This is a genomic window from Aureimonas flava, assembly GCF_003583935.1.
In the GTDB taxonomy this organism is placed as follows: domain Bacteria; phylum Pseudomonadota; class Alphaproteobacteria; order Rhizobiales; family Rhizobiaceae; genus Aureimonas; species Aureimonas flava.
Window position 1 is genome coordinate 64,278 of sequence record NZ_QYRN01000004.1, and the last position, 15,193, is coordinate 79,470.

10 protein-coding genes are annotated in these 15,193 nt (G+C 69.6%); 6 read left to right on the forward strand and 4 right to left on the reverse strand.

All coding sequences use genetic code 11. The features are described from left to right. The 5 genes from D3218_RS08020 to D3218_RS08040 all read left to right on the forward strand — a co-directional run bounded on the left by D3218_RS08020 (position 1) and on the right by D3218_RS08040 (position 7,295). The gene (locus tag D3218_RS08020; RefSeq protein WP_119539465.1) at positions 1 to 492 is read left to right on the forward strand and encodes a cytochrome c-type biogenesis protein; all 492 of its coding nucleotides are present in this window, start codon (positions 1 to 3) and stop codon (positions 490 to 492) included. Positions 493 to 620: 128 nt separating this feature from the next. Then, a complete protein-coding gene (locus D3218_RS08025; protein WP_119539467.1) occupies positions 621 to 2,135 on the forward strand; it encodes a Do family serine endopeptidase in 1,515 nt (504 codons plus the stop codon). 77 nt (positions 2,136 to 2,212) lie between these two features. Continuing rightward, positions 2,213 to 2,923, forward strand: coding sequence for a winged helix-turn-helix domain-containing protein (locus D3218_RS08030; RefSeq protein ID WP_483458052.1), 711 nt, complete (start codon positions 2,213 to 2,215; stop codon positions 2,921 to 2,923). Between the two features lie 21 nt (positions 2,924 to 2,944). Next, the gene (locus D3218_RS08035; protein ID WP_168990473.1) at positions 2,945 to 4,366 is read left to right on the forward strand and encodes a sensor histidine kinase; all 1,422 of its coding nucleotides are present in this window, start codon (positions 2,945 to 2,947) and stop codon (positions 4,364 to 4,366) included. Further along, complete coding sequence (locus D3218_RS08040; protein ID WP_245414970.1) at positions 4,344 to 7,295, forward strand: bifunctional [glutamine synthetase] adenylyltransferase/[glutamine synthetase]-adenylyl-L-tyrosine phosphorylase; 2,952 nt, start codon at positions 4,344 to 4,346, stop codon at positions 7,293 to 7,295. The genes D3218_RS08035 and D3218_RS08040 overlap by 23 nt, the downstream gene beginning before the upstream one ends. Positions 7,296 to 7,300: 5 nt before the next feature. Here D3218_RS08040 and D3218_RS08045 read toward each other — a convergent pair whose 3' ends face one another. Both D3218_RS08045 and pepN read right to left on the reverse strand, forming a co-directional pair. Beyond that, entirely contained in the window at positions 7,301 to 9,571 is a 2,271-nt protein-coding gene (locus tag D3218_RS08045) for a PAS domain-containing sensor histidine kinase (RefSeq protein WP_245414971.1), read from the reverse strand. Between the two features lie 302 nt (positions 9,572 to 9,873). After that, the gene (pepN, locus tag D3218_RS08050; RefSeq protein WP_245414972.1) at positions 9,874 to 12,531 is read right to left on the reverse strand and encodes an aminopeptidase N; all 2,658 of its coding nucleotides are present in this window, start codon (positions 12,529 to 12,531) and stop codon (positions 9,874 to 9,876) included. 231 nt (positions 12,532 to 12,762) lie between these two features. On the opposite strand from pepN, the gene D3218_RS08055 reads away from it, so the two are divergent. Beyond that, entirely contained in the window at positions 12,763 to 13,713 is a 951-nt protein-coding gene (locus tag D3218_RS08055; RefSeq protein ID WP_245414973.1) for a DMT family transporter, read from the forward strand. Between the two features lie 71 nt (positions 13,714 to 13,784). Here D3218_RS08055 and D3218_RS08060 read toward each other — a convergent pair whose 3' ends face one another. Then, positions 13,785 to 14,123, reverse strand: a complete 339-nt coding sequence (locus tag D3218_RS08060) for a hypothetical protein (protein ID WP_119539472.1) — start codon at positions 14,121 to 14,123, stop codon at positions 13,785 to 13,787. 126 nt (positions 14,124 to 14,249) lie between these two features. Next, positions 14,250 to 15,110: a uracil-DNA glycosylase gene (locus D3218_RS08065; RefSeq protein ID WP_119539474.1), complete on the reverse strand. Its 861-nt coding sequence runs from the start codon at positions 15,108 to 15,110 to the stop codon at positions 14,250 to 14,252. Between the last annotated feature and the right edge of the window lie 83 nt (positions 15,111 to 15,193).

Genomic DNA, 15,193 nt, shown 5'->3' on the forward strand with positions numbered 1-15,193 from the left:
ATGGCGCTGTCCCGCATCCTCGGCGCTGCGCTCGTGGCGGGCGTCCTGAGCTGGGGCGGCACAGCCGCGGCCGTGCAGCCGGACGAGGTGCTGCCGAACGCGGCGATGGAGCAGCGCGCGCGCGACCTCTCGGCCGGGCTGCGCTGCATGGTGTGCCAGAACCAGTCGATCGACGATTCCGACGCGCCGCTCGCCCGAGACCTTCGCCTTCTGGTGCGCGAGCGGATCACGGCGGGCGACAGCGACGAGGACGTGATCGACTATCTCGTCTCGCGCTACGGCGACTTCGTGCTGCTGAGGCCGCGCCTGCGCTGGGACACCGTGCTGTTGTGGGGCACGCCGGTGCTGCTTTTGCTGATCGGCATCGCCATGCTGCGGCGGTCCGGCCGCCGGTCCGCGGAGCGCCCGACGGCCGCAGGGCTATCCGCGGCCGAGGAGGCGGCGCTGGCGCGGCTCGTCGGCCACGGCGCGCGGGACGACGAAGGGCGCTGACCCGTCGACCTTACGAAGCTTTCATGCCGGCGAAAACTTGCCGTAACGTTCGGATCCCTACCTTCCCACCATCGGACGGGCCACATGGCCCTTGTCGGCGGATCGGGATTTCAGCGAGGGTCCTTCGTATGAACATGAATCTCAACAAGACCAAGCGTCGCGCCTCCACGGCCATCCTGGCGGCAGGCGTGGCAGGCATGGTGTTCGCGGGCGGCGTCGTCGCAAACGTGGTGCCGAGCTTCGCGGACCCGGTGACGGTTCAGCCGACCGGACAGAATCCCGGCTTCGCCGATGTGGTGGAGAAGGTGTCGCCGGCCGTCGTGTCGGTGCGCGTCAAGGAGCAGATCCGGCCGGCGAGCGACGACGGCAACGCCGAGTCGCCCTTCGACAACCTTCCCGAGAACCATCCGCTGCGCCGCTTCTTCGAGTTCGGCAACCCCGGCATGCCGGGTGGGCCGGAGGGCCGGCAGGCGCCGCGCCGCAGCCCCCGTCAGGGCATGGCGCAGGGCTCCGGCTTCTTCATCTCGGACGACGGCTACCTGGTCACCAACAACCACGTGGTCGAAGGCGGCAGCGACTATACCGTGGTGCTCGACGACGGCACCGAGTTGAAGGCCGAGCTCATCGGCGCCGATTCGCGCACCGACCTCGCCCTTCTCAAGGTCGACGGCGGGAACCGCAAGTTCACCTATGTCGACTTCGCGGACGACTCCAAGGTCCGGGTCGGCGAGTGGGTCGTGGCCGTCGGCAACCCGTTCGGCCTCGGTGGTTCGGTGACGGCGGGCATCGTCTCGGCGCGGGGCCGCGACATCGGCGCCGGCCCCTACGACGACTTCATCCAGATCGACGCTGCCGTGAACCGGGGCAACTCGGGCGGTCCGGCCTTCAATCTCGAAGGGCAGGTGATCGGCGTCAACACCGCCATCTTCTCGCCCTCGGGCGGCAATGTCGGCATCGCCTTCGCGATCCCCGCCTCGACCGCGAAGACGGTCATCCAGTCGCTCCGCGAAAACGGCAACGTCCAGCGCGGCTGGCTCGGCGTCCAGATCGCGCCGGTGACCAAGGACATCGCGGAGGCGCTCGGTCTCGACGCCGAGGAAGGCGCGATCGTGACGCTGCCCGATACGGACACGCCGGCGGTGAAGGCGGGCATCCAGACGGGCGATGTCATCACGGCGGTGAACGGACAGGCGGTGAAGGGTCCGCGCGAGCTGGCCCGCAAGGTCGCCGAGTATCGTCCCGGCACCACCATCGACGTGAAGGTGTGGCGCAACAACGAGGCGCGCGACATCAAGGTCGAGCTCGGCAACCTGTCGAGCCTCGACGAGGCGTCGAACAGCAGCGGCAACAGCAACGTGCCGGTCAACCCGTCCTCCCTGCGCGGCTACGGCCTGACGCTGACTCCCTCCGACCAGGGCGACGGCGTGGTCATCACCGAGGTCGATCCCGACTCCGAGGCCGCCAATCGCGGCGTTTCGGCCGGCGACACGATCGTGGCCGTCAACGGCAGTTCGGTGAAGTCGCAGCGCGAGGTCGAGGACGCGATCAAGAAGGCGTCGTCGTCGGGCCGCAAGGCCGCGCTGTTCCAGCTCCGCAGCGGCGACCAGAACCGCTTCGTGGCGCTGCCGATCAGCGGGAGCTGACCCAACCGCAAGGCCAACGCATCGGAAGGGGGCGCTCGTCGCCCCCTTTTCGCCCGCCCCATCGAAGGATAATGACGATGATGTCCGCGCCGTCCCCCGAACAGGATCACATGCGCATCCTCATCATCGAAGACGATCGGGAGGCCGCCTCCTACCTGACCAAGGCTCTGCGGGAATCGGGCCACGTGTCCGACCATGCGGCGGACGGCGAGACCGGGCTCCACATGGCCCTGACCCAGGCCTACGACGTGCTGGTGGTCGACCGTATGCTGCCCGAGCGCGATGGGCTCTCCGTCGTCTCCAGCCTACGTGAGAAGGGCAATGCGACGCCGATCCTGATCCTGTCCGCGCTCGGTCAGGTGGACGATCGCGTGACCGGCCTTCGCGCGGGCGGCGACGACTACCTGCCCAAGCCCTATGCCTTTTCCGAACTCCTGGCCCGGATCGAGATCCTCGGCCGGCGCCGCGGGTCGAAGGATGTCGAGACGGTGTATCGCGTCGGCGACCTCGAGCTCGACCGGCTGTCTCACGAGGTGCGCCGGGCGGGCCGGCCGATCACGCTCCAGCCGCGCGAGTTCCGTCTTCTGGAATATCTCATGAAGCATGCGGGGCAGGTGGTGACACGGACCATGCTGCTGGAGAACGTCTGGGACTATCACTTCGACCCGCAGACCAACGTGATCGACGTCCACATCTCGCGCCTGCGGTCCAAGATCGAGCGCGACTTCGGCGAACCGCTTCTGCACACGGTTCGCGGCTCCGGATACATCATCCGCGCCGGGGACTGAGGGCGCTTGCGCAGGCCGACCATCCTCCGCATCCGCGAGCTGATGCGCGTGACAGCCGTGCGGCTGTCGGCCGTATACCTCGCGCTGTTCGCCCTGTTCGCGACGATCCTACTCGTCTACGTCACGGAAACCGCCTCCTCCATCCTGCAGACCCAGAGCCAGGATGCGATCGCCGACGAGATTGAGGTCCTCGACCGCATCTACCAGACCACGGGCATCTCGGGCATCGTGCGGGCCATCGACCGGCGCGCCCGCCAGCCCGGAGCTCCGCTGTACCTGGTGACCGACGGGACCGGGCGGATCCTCGCCGGCAACGTCCAGAGCCTGGAGGCCGGCGTGCTGGACGATCCGGGCTTCAAGGATACGCCCTTCCGCTACGCGCGCTTCACCGAGTCCGATCAGGATCGCTACCACATGGCGGTGGCGGAGGTGATCCAGCTTCCCAACGGCATGCGCCTCCTGGTGGGGCGCGACCAGACGGATCAGGAGCGCATCCGCCTCATCGTGCGCAACGCACTGATCCTGGCGCTGCTTCTGATGAGCTTCGGCGCGCTGCTCGCCTGGTTCCTGGTCGGACGCTCGGCTCTCCATCGCCTCGATCGCATGTCCGCCGCGACCGCCCGGATCATGGGCGGCGACCTGTCCGAGCGCCTTCCGGTGACCGGCACGGGCGACGAGTTCGACCGTCTCTCCGAGAAGCTCAACGTCCTCCTGGCGCGCATCGCGCTTCTGCAGGTCGGGCTCCGGCAGGTGTCGGACAATATCGCCCACGACCTGAAGACGCCGCTGACACGGCTGCGCAACCGGGTGGAGGCGGCGCTCGGTGCCGACGACGCCGAGCAGGGCGGTCGGCAGGCACTGGAACTGGTGCTCGCCGAGGCGGACGGGATGATCCGCACCTTCGATGCGCTGCTGATGATCAGCCGCGTGGAGGCAGGGTCCCACCCCGCCCTGAAGAGCGAGGTCGATCTGTCGTCGGTGGTCGCCGACGTCGTCGAGCTGTACGAGCCCTTGGCCGAGGACGCCGGCGGCCGCCTCGTTCTGGACGCCGCGGAGCCGGTGGTCGCCCCCGTCAGCCGCGAGCTGATCTCGCAGGCGGTTTCCAACCTCCTCGACAACGCCCTGAAATACGGCCTGTCGGACAGGCCGCTGGAACTGCGCGTCGTGGTACGCAGGCAGGGCGAGCATTGCCTCGTGTCCGTCGCCGACAACGGGCTCGGCGTGCCGCCCGATAAGCGCGATCGAGTGCTGGAGCGGTTCTACCGCCTGGACGAGAGCCGATCCAAGCCGGGATCCGGCCTCGGTCTCTCGCTGGTGCAGGCCATCGCCGCCATCCACGGTGGCACCCTTGCGCTTGACGATGCCGATCCCGGCCTCAAAGTCACGCTGGAGATTCCATTGGAAAGGGTGGTCCAGCCGAATGATGGTGCCCGCGCGAGTTGAGTTGTGGATCGGCGGCGAGGCCGCGCTGCAAGCCTTCGACACCGACGAGGCCTCGCGCCGCCGCGACGAGTTGGCCGGCCGCGCCCGGGGCGAGGGGCTGGAGCGGCTCGCGGCTTGGATGGAGGCGGACGAAGATGCCGAGGCGCGTCGCCTCGTCGCCGCCCTGTCGCTGTCGCCCCATCTCGCGGCCGTGGCGGAACGCCGGCCCGGCTGGATCGACCGCCTGTTCGACCTGGATGCCGGCGAGCGGATCCGCCGGATCGTCGCTGACCTTGCCGCTCCGGTTCCGAGCGACGCGTCGGAGAGCGCGGAGATGTGCCGGCTGCGCGAGGCGAAGGCGGAGGCCTCGCTGCTGATCGCCCTGCGCGACCTGTTCGGCGCCGCCGACCCCGAGCGAACCACGGCCGACCTCTCGGACCTTGCGGACGCCGCCATCGGCCGCGCGCTCCGTTTCTGTCTCGGCGATCTGCACGCGCGCGGCCAACTGGCGCTGCCGGACCCGGCCGATCCCGAGGCGGGGTGCGGGCTGACCGTGCTTGGGATGGGCAAGCTCGGCGGGCGCGAACTCAACTATTCCAGCGATATCGACCTGATCCTGTTCTTCGAGCCGGAGGCGCCTGCCATCCGGGATCCGGGCGAGAGCGTCGAGATGTTCTCCCGGCTCGGGCGGCGGCTGGTGCGGATGATCGGGGAGCGCACGCGCGACGGCTATGTTTTCCGCACCGACCTGCGCCTGCGCCCGGACCCGTCCGCCATGCCGCTCGCGATCCCGATCCCCGCTGCCCTGATCTACTACGAGGGCGCCGGGCGCGACTGGGAGCGCGCGGCGATGATCAAGGCCCGTACCGTGGCCGGCGATCGAGCGGTTGGCGCGGGCTTCCTGCGCGACATCGCGCCCTTCGTCTGGCGCCGCTACCTCGATTTCGTGGCGATCGGCGACATCCAGGCGATGAAGTCCAAGATCGACCGGCATCGCGGGTTCGAGGGCATCGCCACCGCCGGGCACAACGTGAAGCTCGGGCAGGGCGGCATCCGCGAGGTCGAGTTCTTCGCCCAGGCGCAGCAGCTCATCGCCGGGGGGCGCTTGCCGGCTTTGCGCACCCGCCGCACCGACGAGGCGCTGCAACGGCTCGCGGCCGGCGGCTGGGTGGCGTCGGACGTCGCGGCGGAACTGACCGAGGCCTACTGGTTCTTGCGGCGCGTCGAGCACGCGATCCAGATGGTGGCCGACGAGCAGAGCCATACGCTTCCCCAGGGGCGCGAGGACCTTCTGCGCATCGCCCGGCTCTGCAACTACGCCGAGACTGAGGATTTCGAGGCGGCACTGCTGCAGAGGCTGCGGCGCGTGCAGGCGAGGTTCTCGGCCTTGTTCTCGGAAGGGCGCACGGCGCGCGAGGACGAGACCGGCGTCGACGCTCTCCTGGAAGACGAGGCCGATCCGGCGGCGCTGCGTTGGCTGGAGCAGCAGGGCTACACCCGCCCCGCAGACATCGGACGGATCGTGCATCGCTGGGGCTCCGGGCGCTACCGCGCCATGCGCTCGGACGCCGCGCGCGAGCAGTTCGTGGCCGTCCTGCCGTCGCTGCTCGGGGCGTTCGCCGGCGGGGCAGACCCCGATGGCGCGCTGCTCGCCTTCGACCGCTTCCTGGAGGGCTTGCCGTCCGGCCTTCAGTTCTTCTCGCTGATCGCCTCCAATCCCCGCCTTCTCGACCTTCTGGCGCGCATCATCACCAGCTCTCCGCGCCTCGCCGAGACGATCGCGCGCCGGCCGCACGTGTTCGACGCGCTGCTGGACCCGGCCTTCTTCTCCGAACTGCCGACCCGCGACCTCATCCGGGAACGGCTCGACGCGTTTCTGGCGGACGCGCGGTTCTTCGAGGAGCGGCTGGACCGTCTGCGCATCTTCGCCTCCGAGCAGCGGTTCCTCGTGGGGGTGCGCCTCCTGTCGGGCGCCCTGGAGGGCGAGGCGGCCGGCCGGGCCTTTTCCGACCTCGCGGAAGCCGTGCTCCACCAGGTGCTTGAGGCGGTGGAGGGCGAGTTCGCGCGCGCGCACGGGCGCGTTCCGGGCGGGCGGATCGCTGTGCTCGGTCTCGGCCGCCTCGGCTCGCGCGAGCTGACGGCGAATTCCGATATCGACCTCATGCTGCTCTACGACCACGACGCGGAGGCGGAGGTCTCGGACGGATCGAGGCCGCTACCAGTGTCGACCTACTACGCCCGGATGACGCAGCGGCTGATCTCGGCGCTGACCTCGCCCACCGCCGAGGGCGTCCTCTACGAGGTCGATTTCCGCCTGCGTCCGTCCGGCAACAAGGGACCGCTCGCCACCCAGATCGGCGCCTTCCGCAAGTATCAGGCCGAAGCCTGGACCTGGGAGCGCATGGCGCTGACCCGGTCCCGCCCCGTGGCCGGCGAGGCGCGCTTGTGCGAGGAGATCGGCGAGGCCGTGCGCGAGGCGATCCGCTCCCACCGTGCCGATCCGCTCCTGTCCGACGACGTGGCCGACATGCGGGCCCGGCTCGACGTGCAGAAGCCGCCGCGCGGGGCGCTCGACCTCAAGCGCGTTCCCGGCGGGCTGACCGACCTCGAGTTCATCGCGCAGTGGGGCATCCTGACCGGCATCGTCCCCCTGGACTTCGTCGGGGCGCCGACCGGCGAGGCGCTGGCCTCGCTGCGCGAAAGCGATCGCCGCGCCGAGGAGCTTCCGGCGGCGATGCGGGAGATGACGCGGATCATGCAGATCCTGCGCCTCGGCGGCGACAGCACGTTCCGCGTCGCGGATCTGCCGGGGCCGCTGGCCGACCGCATCGCGGCCTCGCTCGACATCGCCGACCGGTCCGGCATCGAGCCCCAGGTCGCCCATAGGGCGGCCGAGGTGCGGGCCGTGTTCGCCGAGACGATCCCCTATCGCGGGGGCGCCTCCGACTGATTGGATCAGGCGGCGTGCGACAGGACGGCGGCGGTCTCGCTCGCCGCGTCGGCGCAGCCCGGGCAGGGCAGGCGGAAGCTGACGGCCGTTCCGCGGCCCGGCCGCGAGGTGATCGACATCGTGCCGCCCTGGAGTTCGATCAGCGACCGCGCGATGGCAAGGCCGAGCCCGGTGCCCTTATGGGTGCGGGTCAGTTCGTTCTCCACCTGCTCGAAGGGCTTGCCGAGACTTTTCAGCGCCTCGCGTGGAATGCCGATGCCATTGTCGACGATGGTGATGACCGCGTGCGTGCCGCGCAGCCGCGTGCGCACGCGCACGTCCCCGCCGGGCGCGGTGAACTTCACGGCGTTGGCCAGGAGGTTGAGCAGGATCTGCTTGGTGGCGCGACGATCGCCGGTGAGCGGCAGCGCATCGGGCATCTCGACGCCGATGGCGAGCGACTTGGACCGCGCCGGGACCTCGACGATGCGCACCGCCTCGGCGAGGATCGCCGGCAGATCGATCGCCTCGTGCGCCAGGACGAGGCGGCCCGCCTCGATCTTCGACATGTCGAGGATGTCGTTGATGAGCTTCAGGAGGTAGTGGCCGCTCTGGTGGATGTCGGACGCGTATTCGGTGTACTTGGCGCTGCCGATCGGCCCGAAGCTTTCCTCGCGCATGATCTCCGAGAAGCCGATGATGGCGTTCAGCGGCGTGCGCAGCTCGTGGCTCATGTTGGCGAGGAACGTCGTCTTCGCCTGGTTGGCGCTCTCGGCGCGCTCCTTCTCGATCATGTAGTTGCGGTTAAGGTCGGCGAGCTGCCGCGCCTTGGCCTCGGCGTCGCGCCGCGCGGTGGACAGGTCGTTGATCGTCGCCATCAGTCGGCGCTCGGAGTCGGACAGGCGCTCCTGGTGGACCTTCAGCTGCGTCACGTCCGTGCCGATCGAGACGTGGCTTCCGTCGCCCGTCACCCGCTCGGACACCTGCAGCCAGCGCCCGTCGGCCAGGAGGGTCTCGGTCGCGCGCTCGCCGTCCACGAAACTCGGGCTGGTGAGCTTGCGCTCCTCGATGGGACGCCGCGCCTTCGTGCGCACCGCGTCGAAATGCGTTCCGGGCCGCACGTCCTGGTCGGTCAGGCCGAACACCTCCTGGTACTTGGTGTTGCACAGCACGAGCCGATGGTCGGCATCCCACAGCACGAAGGTCTCGGAGATGTTCTCCACCGCGTTCTGCAGCCGCAGGTTGGCCTCGTCGGTCATCCGGGCCAGGAGGTGGTTCTCGCTGATGTCCACGGCGACGCCGATCAGGTGGATGTCGTTGTCCGGATTGCGCACGATCTCGGCGCGAGCGCGAAGCCAGAGATACTGGCCATCGACGTGGCGCATGCGGAACGAGCGTTCGATGTTGCCGACGCTGCCGGAGGCGATCTGGCGGGCGAACTCGAAGAAGGAGCCGTCGTCCGGATGAAGGAGGTTCGAGACCTCGGCGAAGGACAGGACGCCGTCACGCGGCGGCAGGCCCAGCATCTCGTACATCGAGCGCGACCAGAACATGCGCCCGCGCGACAGGTCCCAGTCCCAGAGGCCGCAGCGCCCGCGCGAGAGGGCGGTCTCCACCCGATGATGCTGCTCGCCGAGCAGGCGGTCCGCCGCGACGGCGCGTGTCGCCTGACGGAAATAGGCGACGAGGATGGCGAGGAGAACCAGCGCCGTCACGCAGAACAACGTGACGCTGAGCGACACGGACCGGCGCCACTCGGCGAAGACGCGGCTTTCCTCGCGCAAGAGCACCACGCTGCCGAGTGGGCCCGTCAGGAGAGCTGCCGACGCCATGGCGTCGTCTCCGCCCCAGCTCACGTCCATCACGCCCGCGCGCTCGCCGAACACGAGCAGCGGCTGTCCGCCGTCCACCAGCGTGTCGATCTCCAGGCCGAGCGCGGCCTCGTGACCCGGCGTCGTGGCGACGACGCGCCCGGACTTGTCGGTGACCATGGCGATCAGGCCGTTGGCCTTGATGTAGAGGGGCAGGGCGCTGTTCACGAGGATCTGGGCGCGTGTGGCGGCATCGTCCGCGCGGGAATCCAGCGCCGCGTCCTCGGCCCGCAGAAGGCTCGACGCCACGCGCAGGTCTTCGCTCGCACGCTGCTCCAAGGCCGCGCGCTCATCGATCAGCGCGGCCAGCCGCACCGCGGCGATCAGCATCAGAAAGCTGACGACGAAATAGGGGATCGCCCGGCGGAGCGCGGGCTCGAGCTCTGCGATCCGGTCGAGGCCAGGCTGGGGAATGCGGCGTCGCACGCGCTGAACGAGGGCTGTCCATCTCTCCGTAGCGAGGGATGAGTCATCCCCTGCCGGAGCGCTCGTCGCGTCCGAACCCATCGTTTCCCATCCCTCGTCGCCGCATGCGATCCGGGCGCCGCAAGCCCGAATCCCACCGGCAATGAATCAGACGGGGACTCCGTTGTCCAGAAGCGCGAGGCGCGCCTCGGGCAGCGACGCAATCCCAATTTCTGATTGTTGCACGGGATCAACAGGAGTTTTTCGCAGGTTTCCCACAACGTGGTTAACGAACGATTTCGTGCCGATTTTTCATCGCCCCGTCACGACAGCGTGCGGTCCAGGATGTCGCGAAGGTCGCGCGACAGATCGGGGCGCGCGGCGAGCGTGGACAGAGCCGCCCGGGCCTGCTCGCGGCGACCCGCCTCGTACGATCGCCAAGAGCGGAAGGCCGTCGCCAGCCGCGCCGCCGTCTGCGGGTTCAACCGGTCGAGCTCGCCCAGCCGGTCCGCCGTCCAGCGATAGCCTTCGCCGTCGGCACGATGGAACACGCGCTGGTTGCCGGTGGCGAAGCCGCCGATCAGCGCCCGGGCCCGGTTCGGGTTGGCGAGGGTGAACTTCGGATGGCGGCTCAACTCGCGCACCACGTCGAGCGTCGCGGGATCGGGCACCGTGGCCCGCAGCGTGAACCACTTGTCGAGCACCAGCGGATCCGCCTCGAAGGCGTCGTGGAAGCGGTCCAGCGCCTCTTCGGCCTCCGACGATCCGGGAAAGCGATGGGCGAGGATCGTGGCGGCGGCCATCCGGTCGGTCATGTTGTCGGCGTCCCGGAACGCCGCGAAGGCCTCGGCGGGCTCCGCCGCGGCGGCGCTCAGGAACATCAGGAGCGCGTTGCCGAGGGCGCGCCGTCCCGCGCTCGACGCGTCCGGGCTGAACGGCTCGCCGGAGCGCGAAAGACCGTCGCGAACGGCGCGGAACCGCTCGGCGCCCGCCCGCGCGACGGAGCGGATGGCGGCCTCCCGCGCGCGGTGCACGGCTTCGGGATCGACGTTCGCGCCGACGAGCCGCGCGATCTCGGACTCGCCGGGGATGGCGATCATCTGCGCCCGCAGGGCCGGCTCCAGCCGCTCCTCCGCCGCGCATTCCACCAGCGCCTCGACCAGGCGCGGGTCGAGCGGTGCCTCGTCGGCGGCCACGGCCGCCGCGCGCAGCGCCTCCCCCAGGAGGTCGGAGAGGGCGCGCCAGCGGCCGAACCCGTTGGGGTCGAGCCGGGCGAGCGCAAGCTTGTCCTCGCGGCTCTGCTCGTGCCGCAGCGTGACGGGCGCCGAGAAGTCTCGCAGCATCGACAGGCGCGGCCGCTCGGCCAAGCCATCGAACACCACCTCGGCCTCGGCGGTCACGAGATGGATCACGTCGCCCTCGATCTCGGCGGCGCCGGCAACCGGTTCGGCCGCGATATCCGCGCCGTCCGCACCGACCAGGCCGAAGCGCACCGGAATATGCATCGGCTCCGTGCCGGTTCCGGCGGCCCCCTTGGCAAGGCTCTGGCGGAGCGACACGGTAAGCCGCCCGTCCCCGAAGCTTTCCTGCACCTCGAGTTCCGGCGTGCCGGCCTGGTCGTACCAGAGGGCGAACTGGGCGAGGTCGGCGCCGGTCGCGTCCGCGAAGCAGCGCAGGAAATCCTCGATCGTCGCGGCGTCGCCGTCGTGGCGCGCGAAGTAGAGGTCCATGCCGGCGCGGAAGCCGGCCTCGCCGAGGATCGTCGCCAGCATGCGCACCAGCTCGGCGCCCTTCTCGTAGACCGTCGCCGTGTAGAAGTTGTTGATCTCGCGGTACTGGGTGGGACGCACGGGGTGCTGGAGCGGCCCCTGGTCCTCGGGGAACTGCTGGGCCTTCAGCCCATGCACGGAGGCGATGCGCTTCACCGTGCGCGCCCGCTCGTCGGCGCTGAACTCCTGATCGCGATACACGGTCAGCCCTTCCTTGAGGCAGAGCTGGAACCAGTCGCGGCAGGTGATGCGGTTGCCGGTCCAGTTGTGGAAGTACTCGTGGGCGATCACGGTCTCGACGCCGGCATAGTCGGCGTCCGTCGCCGTGTCGGGCGCCAGCAGCACGTACTTGTGGTTGAAGACGTTGAGCCCCTTGTTCTCCATCGCCCCCATGTTGAAGTCGGAGATGGCGACGACGTTGAAGACGTCGAGGTCGTATTCGCGCCCGAAGCGCCGCTCGTCCCAGGCCATGGAACGCTTCAGCGCGTCCATCGCATACGTGGCGCGGTCGGCGAGGCCCGGCTCGGTGTAGACGGCGAGGTCTACCGCGCGCCCGCTCGCCGTGCGGAACCCGTCGCGCAGCACGTCGAGGCGGCCTGCGACCAGGGCGAAGAGGTAGGACGGCTTGGGGTGCGGATCGTCCCAGACCGCGAAATGGCGCCCGCCGTCCAGGTCCCCGCTTTCGGACGGATTGCCGTTGGACAGGAGAACCGGCGCGGCCTCGTGGTCCGCCTCCAGGCGCACGCGATAGGTGGCCAGCACGTCAGGCCGGTCGGGGAAGTAGGTGATGCGGCGAAAGCCCTCCGCCTCGCACTGGGTGCACCAGATGCCGTTGGAGCGATAGAGGCCCATCAGCTCCGTGTTGGTTTCCGGCTCGAGACGCGTCTCGATCCGCAGCGCGAAGGCGTCGGAGCCGGGGAGGTCGCGGATCGTCAGGCGGTCGGGCGCAGCGTCGAAGCGCCTCGGGTCGATCGCCGTTCCATCCAGGGCGAGGGCGACCAGCGACAGGTGGTCTCCATCCAGCACCAGTGGTTCGGCCGGATCGGCGCCCTCGGCGCGGCGGGCATGGATGGTGGTCTCCACAGCGGCGTGGCCGTCGTGCAGCGCGATCCGCATCTCGACATGCCGCACGAGGAAGGCGGGCGGGCGATAGTCCGAAAGGCGGATCTTTTGGCCGTCGTCGGTGCGCTGCATGGCGGAGGCGTCTCCCATCTCGATCCGACCGGGATAGTCGCCGCTTCACCGCTTGCCAACGGCAAACCACGCTCACGAAAGCGCGCCGGTCGTCGCGAAAGGTGAGGCTGACTTAGGGTTTCGCGCCTCGACGCCCCCGGCGCGGCGTCCTAAGAAGAGCACGGCGCTGCCGAGCCCGCCGGCCATGGGCGGCGCCGCACCCCGTTCGCAGGCGTGGCCGCGCCCTCCCACCGAAGCCGATCCGCCGCGATGAACGCCCCGATCCATTCCGTGCCCGCCCTCAAGCCCATGCTCGGCATCGGCCTCAAGGTGGTGTCCGTCACCATCTTCGTGGGCATGCAGACGTCGCTCAAGGCGCTGGGCACCGAGATTCCCGCCGGCCAGCTCGTCTTCTTCCGGTCGTTCTTCGCGCTGCTGCCGGCGCTGGTCTATCTCTGCTGGCTCGGCACGCTGCGCACCGCCTTCCACACGCGCGACATCGGCGGCCATTTCCTTCGCGGCGCGATCGGCGTCACCTCCATGGCCTGCGGCTTCTACGCGATCGGCCGGCTGCCCTATCCGGAGTGGATCACCATCTCCTACGGGGCGCCGCTGCTGACGGTGGTCTTCGCCGCCATCTTCCTGCGCGAGCGGGTCGGTCGCTTCCGCTGGACGGCGGTGCTGATCGGGCTCTGCGGCATCGTGGTGGTGATCGCGCCCAACCTGTCGCTGGAGGTCGGCGGACTGTCCAGCGACCAGCGTCTCGGCATGATCGCGTCGGTGGCGGGGGCGGCCTTCGCGGCCGTGGCCATGATCCAGGTACGCCGGCTGGTGCGCACGGAGCCCACCACGACCATCGTCGTGTACTTTTCGATCTGCTGCAGCGTGATCGCGCTCGGCAGCCTGCCGTTCGGCTGGGTCTGGCCCGATCCCCGGCAGGCCGCGCTCCTGATCCTGGCCGGCATCTTCGGCGGCGTCGGCCAGCTCCTGCTGACGGCCTGCTACCGCTATGCCGAGGCCTCCACCATCGCGCCCTTCGAATACACGTCGATGCTGATGGCCGTGGCGATCGGCGCGGCGCTGTTCGGCGAGGTGGCGAGCCCCACGACGCTTCTAGGGGGAGCGATCGTGGTGTCGGCCGGCGTCTTCATCATCCTGCGCGAGCACAGGCTGGGTCTCGAGCGCAAGCGCGCCCGGAGCGCCTCGCCGTCCCAGAACTGAAACGAAAAAAAGGGCGCGGACCCGAGTTCCGGTCCGCGCCCCGCCTGCCCATCTGCCGTTCGGCCTGTGGATCAGTAGCCGTAGGCCCAGCTCTTGCTGTTGGCGTCGTGGTTGTAGAACGCCGCGCCCGAGCCGGGGATGCCGAAGCTTGCGGGCGCCGCGTTCTTGGGCTCCGCCTGCGTGCCGGTCCGACCGAAGCTCTGGCGGTTCGGCGCGCCGTAGGTCGCGCTCTGCGCCGTTCGTCCGGATGCGAGGCGCTCCTGGTCCCACATCTTCTCCTGCTGATCGTGCTGGTAGCGCACGGCCTTTTCCTGCCCGGTCAGCATCGGCTTGGTCTGCTGCGCCAGCGCGGCGTTTCCGAAGCCGGCGGTGGCGATCAGGGCGGCGGCGATCATGGTCATGGTCTTCATGATCGGTTTTCCTCATCCTTCGATCGGGCGTCGGACGCCCCGTCCGGCGTTCGGCTTCACCCGTCGTTCGAGCGCCAAACGCCCCGCGGCCATGCTGGTTTCACGAAAACGTAAGGATCAGTTATTTTATTCGCCGGGTTTCGTGATCTCGCCGAGCCGCTGGCGCAGCGCCTGCAGATCTCGCCAGGCGAGCCTCTTCTGCGCCGGCTGCCGCAGCAGAAAGGCGGGATGCAGCATCGGCATCGTCGCGACCTGCGTTCCGTTCGGGGTGGTCAACGTCAACCAGCGGCCGCGCAGCCGCGTGATGCCGTCCTCCGAGCGCAGGAGCGCGCGGCAGGCCGACGATCCGACGCAGACGAGGATGCTGGGCGCCACCAGCTCGATATGGCGCAGGGTGAAGGGCAGGCAGGCTTCGCTTTCGGCAGGCGTCGGGGCCCGGTTGCCCGGAGGGCGCCAGGGAACCGCGTTGGTCACACGTACCGCGTCCCGCTCGATCCCGATCGTGGACAGCATGCGATCGAGGAGCTGGCCGGAATTTCCGACGAAGGGTTCGCCCGCAAGGTCCTCGTCGCGGCCCGGTGCCTCGCCGACGAACATCACTGCCGCGTCTTCCGCGCCGCTGCCGAAGACGAGGTTCTTGGCGGTCTGGCGCAGCCCGCAGCCGGTGAAGCCCGCCAGCGCCTCGCGCAGCTCCGAAAGGGACTGCGCCTTCGCGGCCCGCTCGCGGGCGTCGGCGGCGGAAGCGGCGTCGGCATCGGGCGCGATCGGGGTGGGCGGTGCCGCCACGGCGGGGCGGGATGCGGGGGCGGGAGGTTGGGCGGACTTCGACGGCGGAGAGGTCGTGCGCCGGCGGGCGGCCTCGGCCTCGGTCTCGGCGAACCGGTCGCGCGGCGACGCGCCGACGAACGTGGAAACGCCGGCCTGCTCGTACCAAGCGAGAAGGGCGCTCCATTCTTCCGGGGGCGGGGACACGTCGGTCGACTGCATGCGTCACCATAGCAACGCCGTCGCGGAAAGGCACGGCGGCTCTGCCCCTGACTGACGTTTACGTAAGATATTTGATTGTTCGC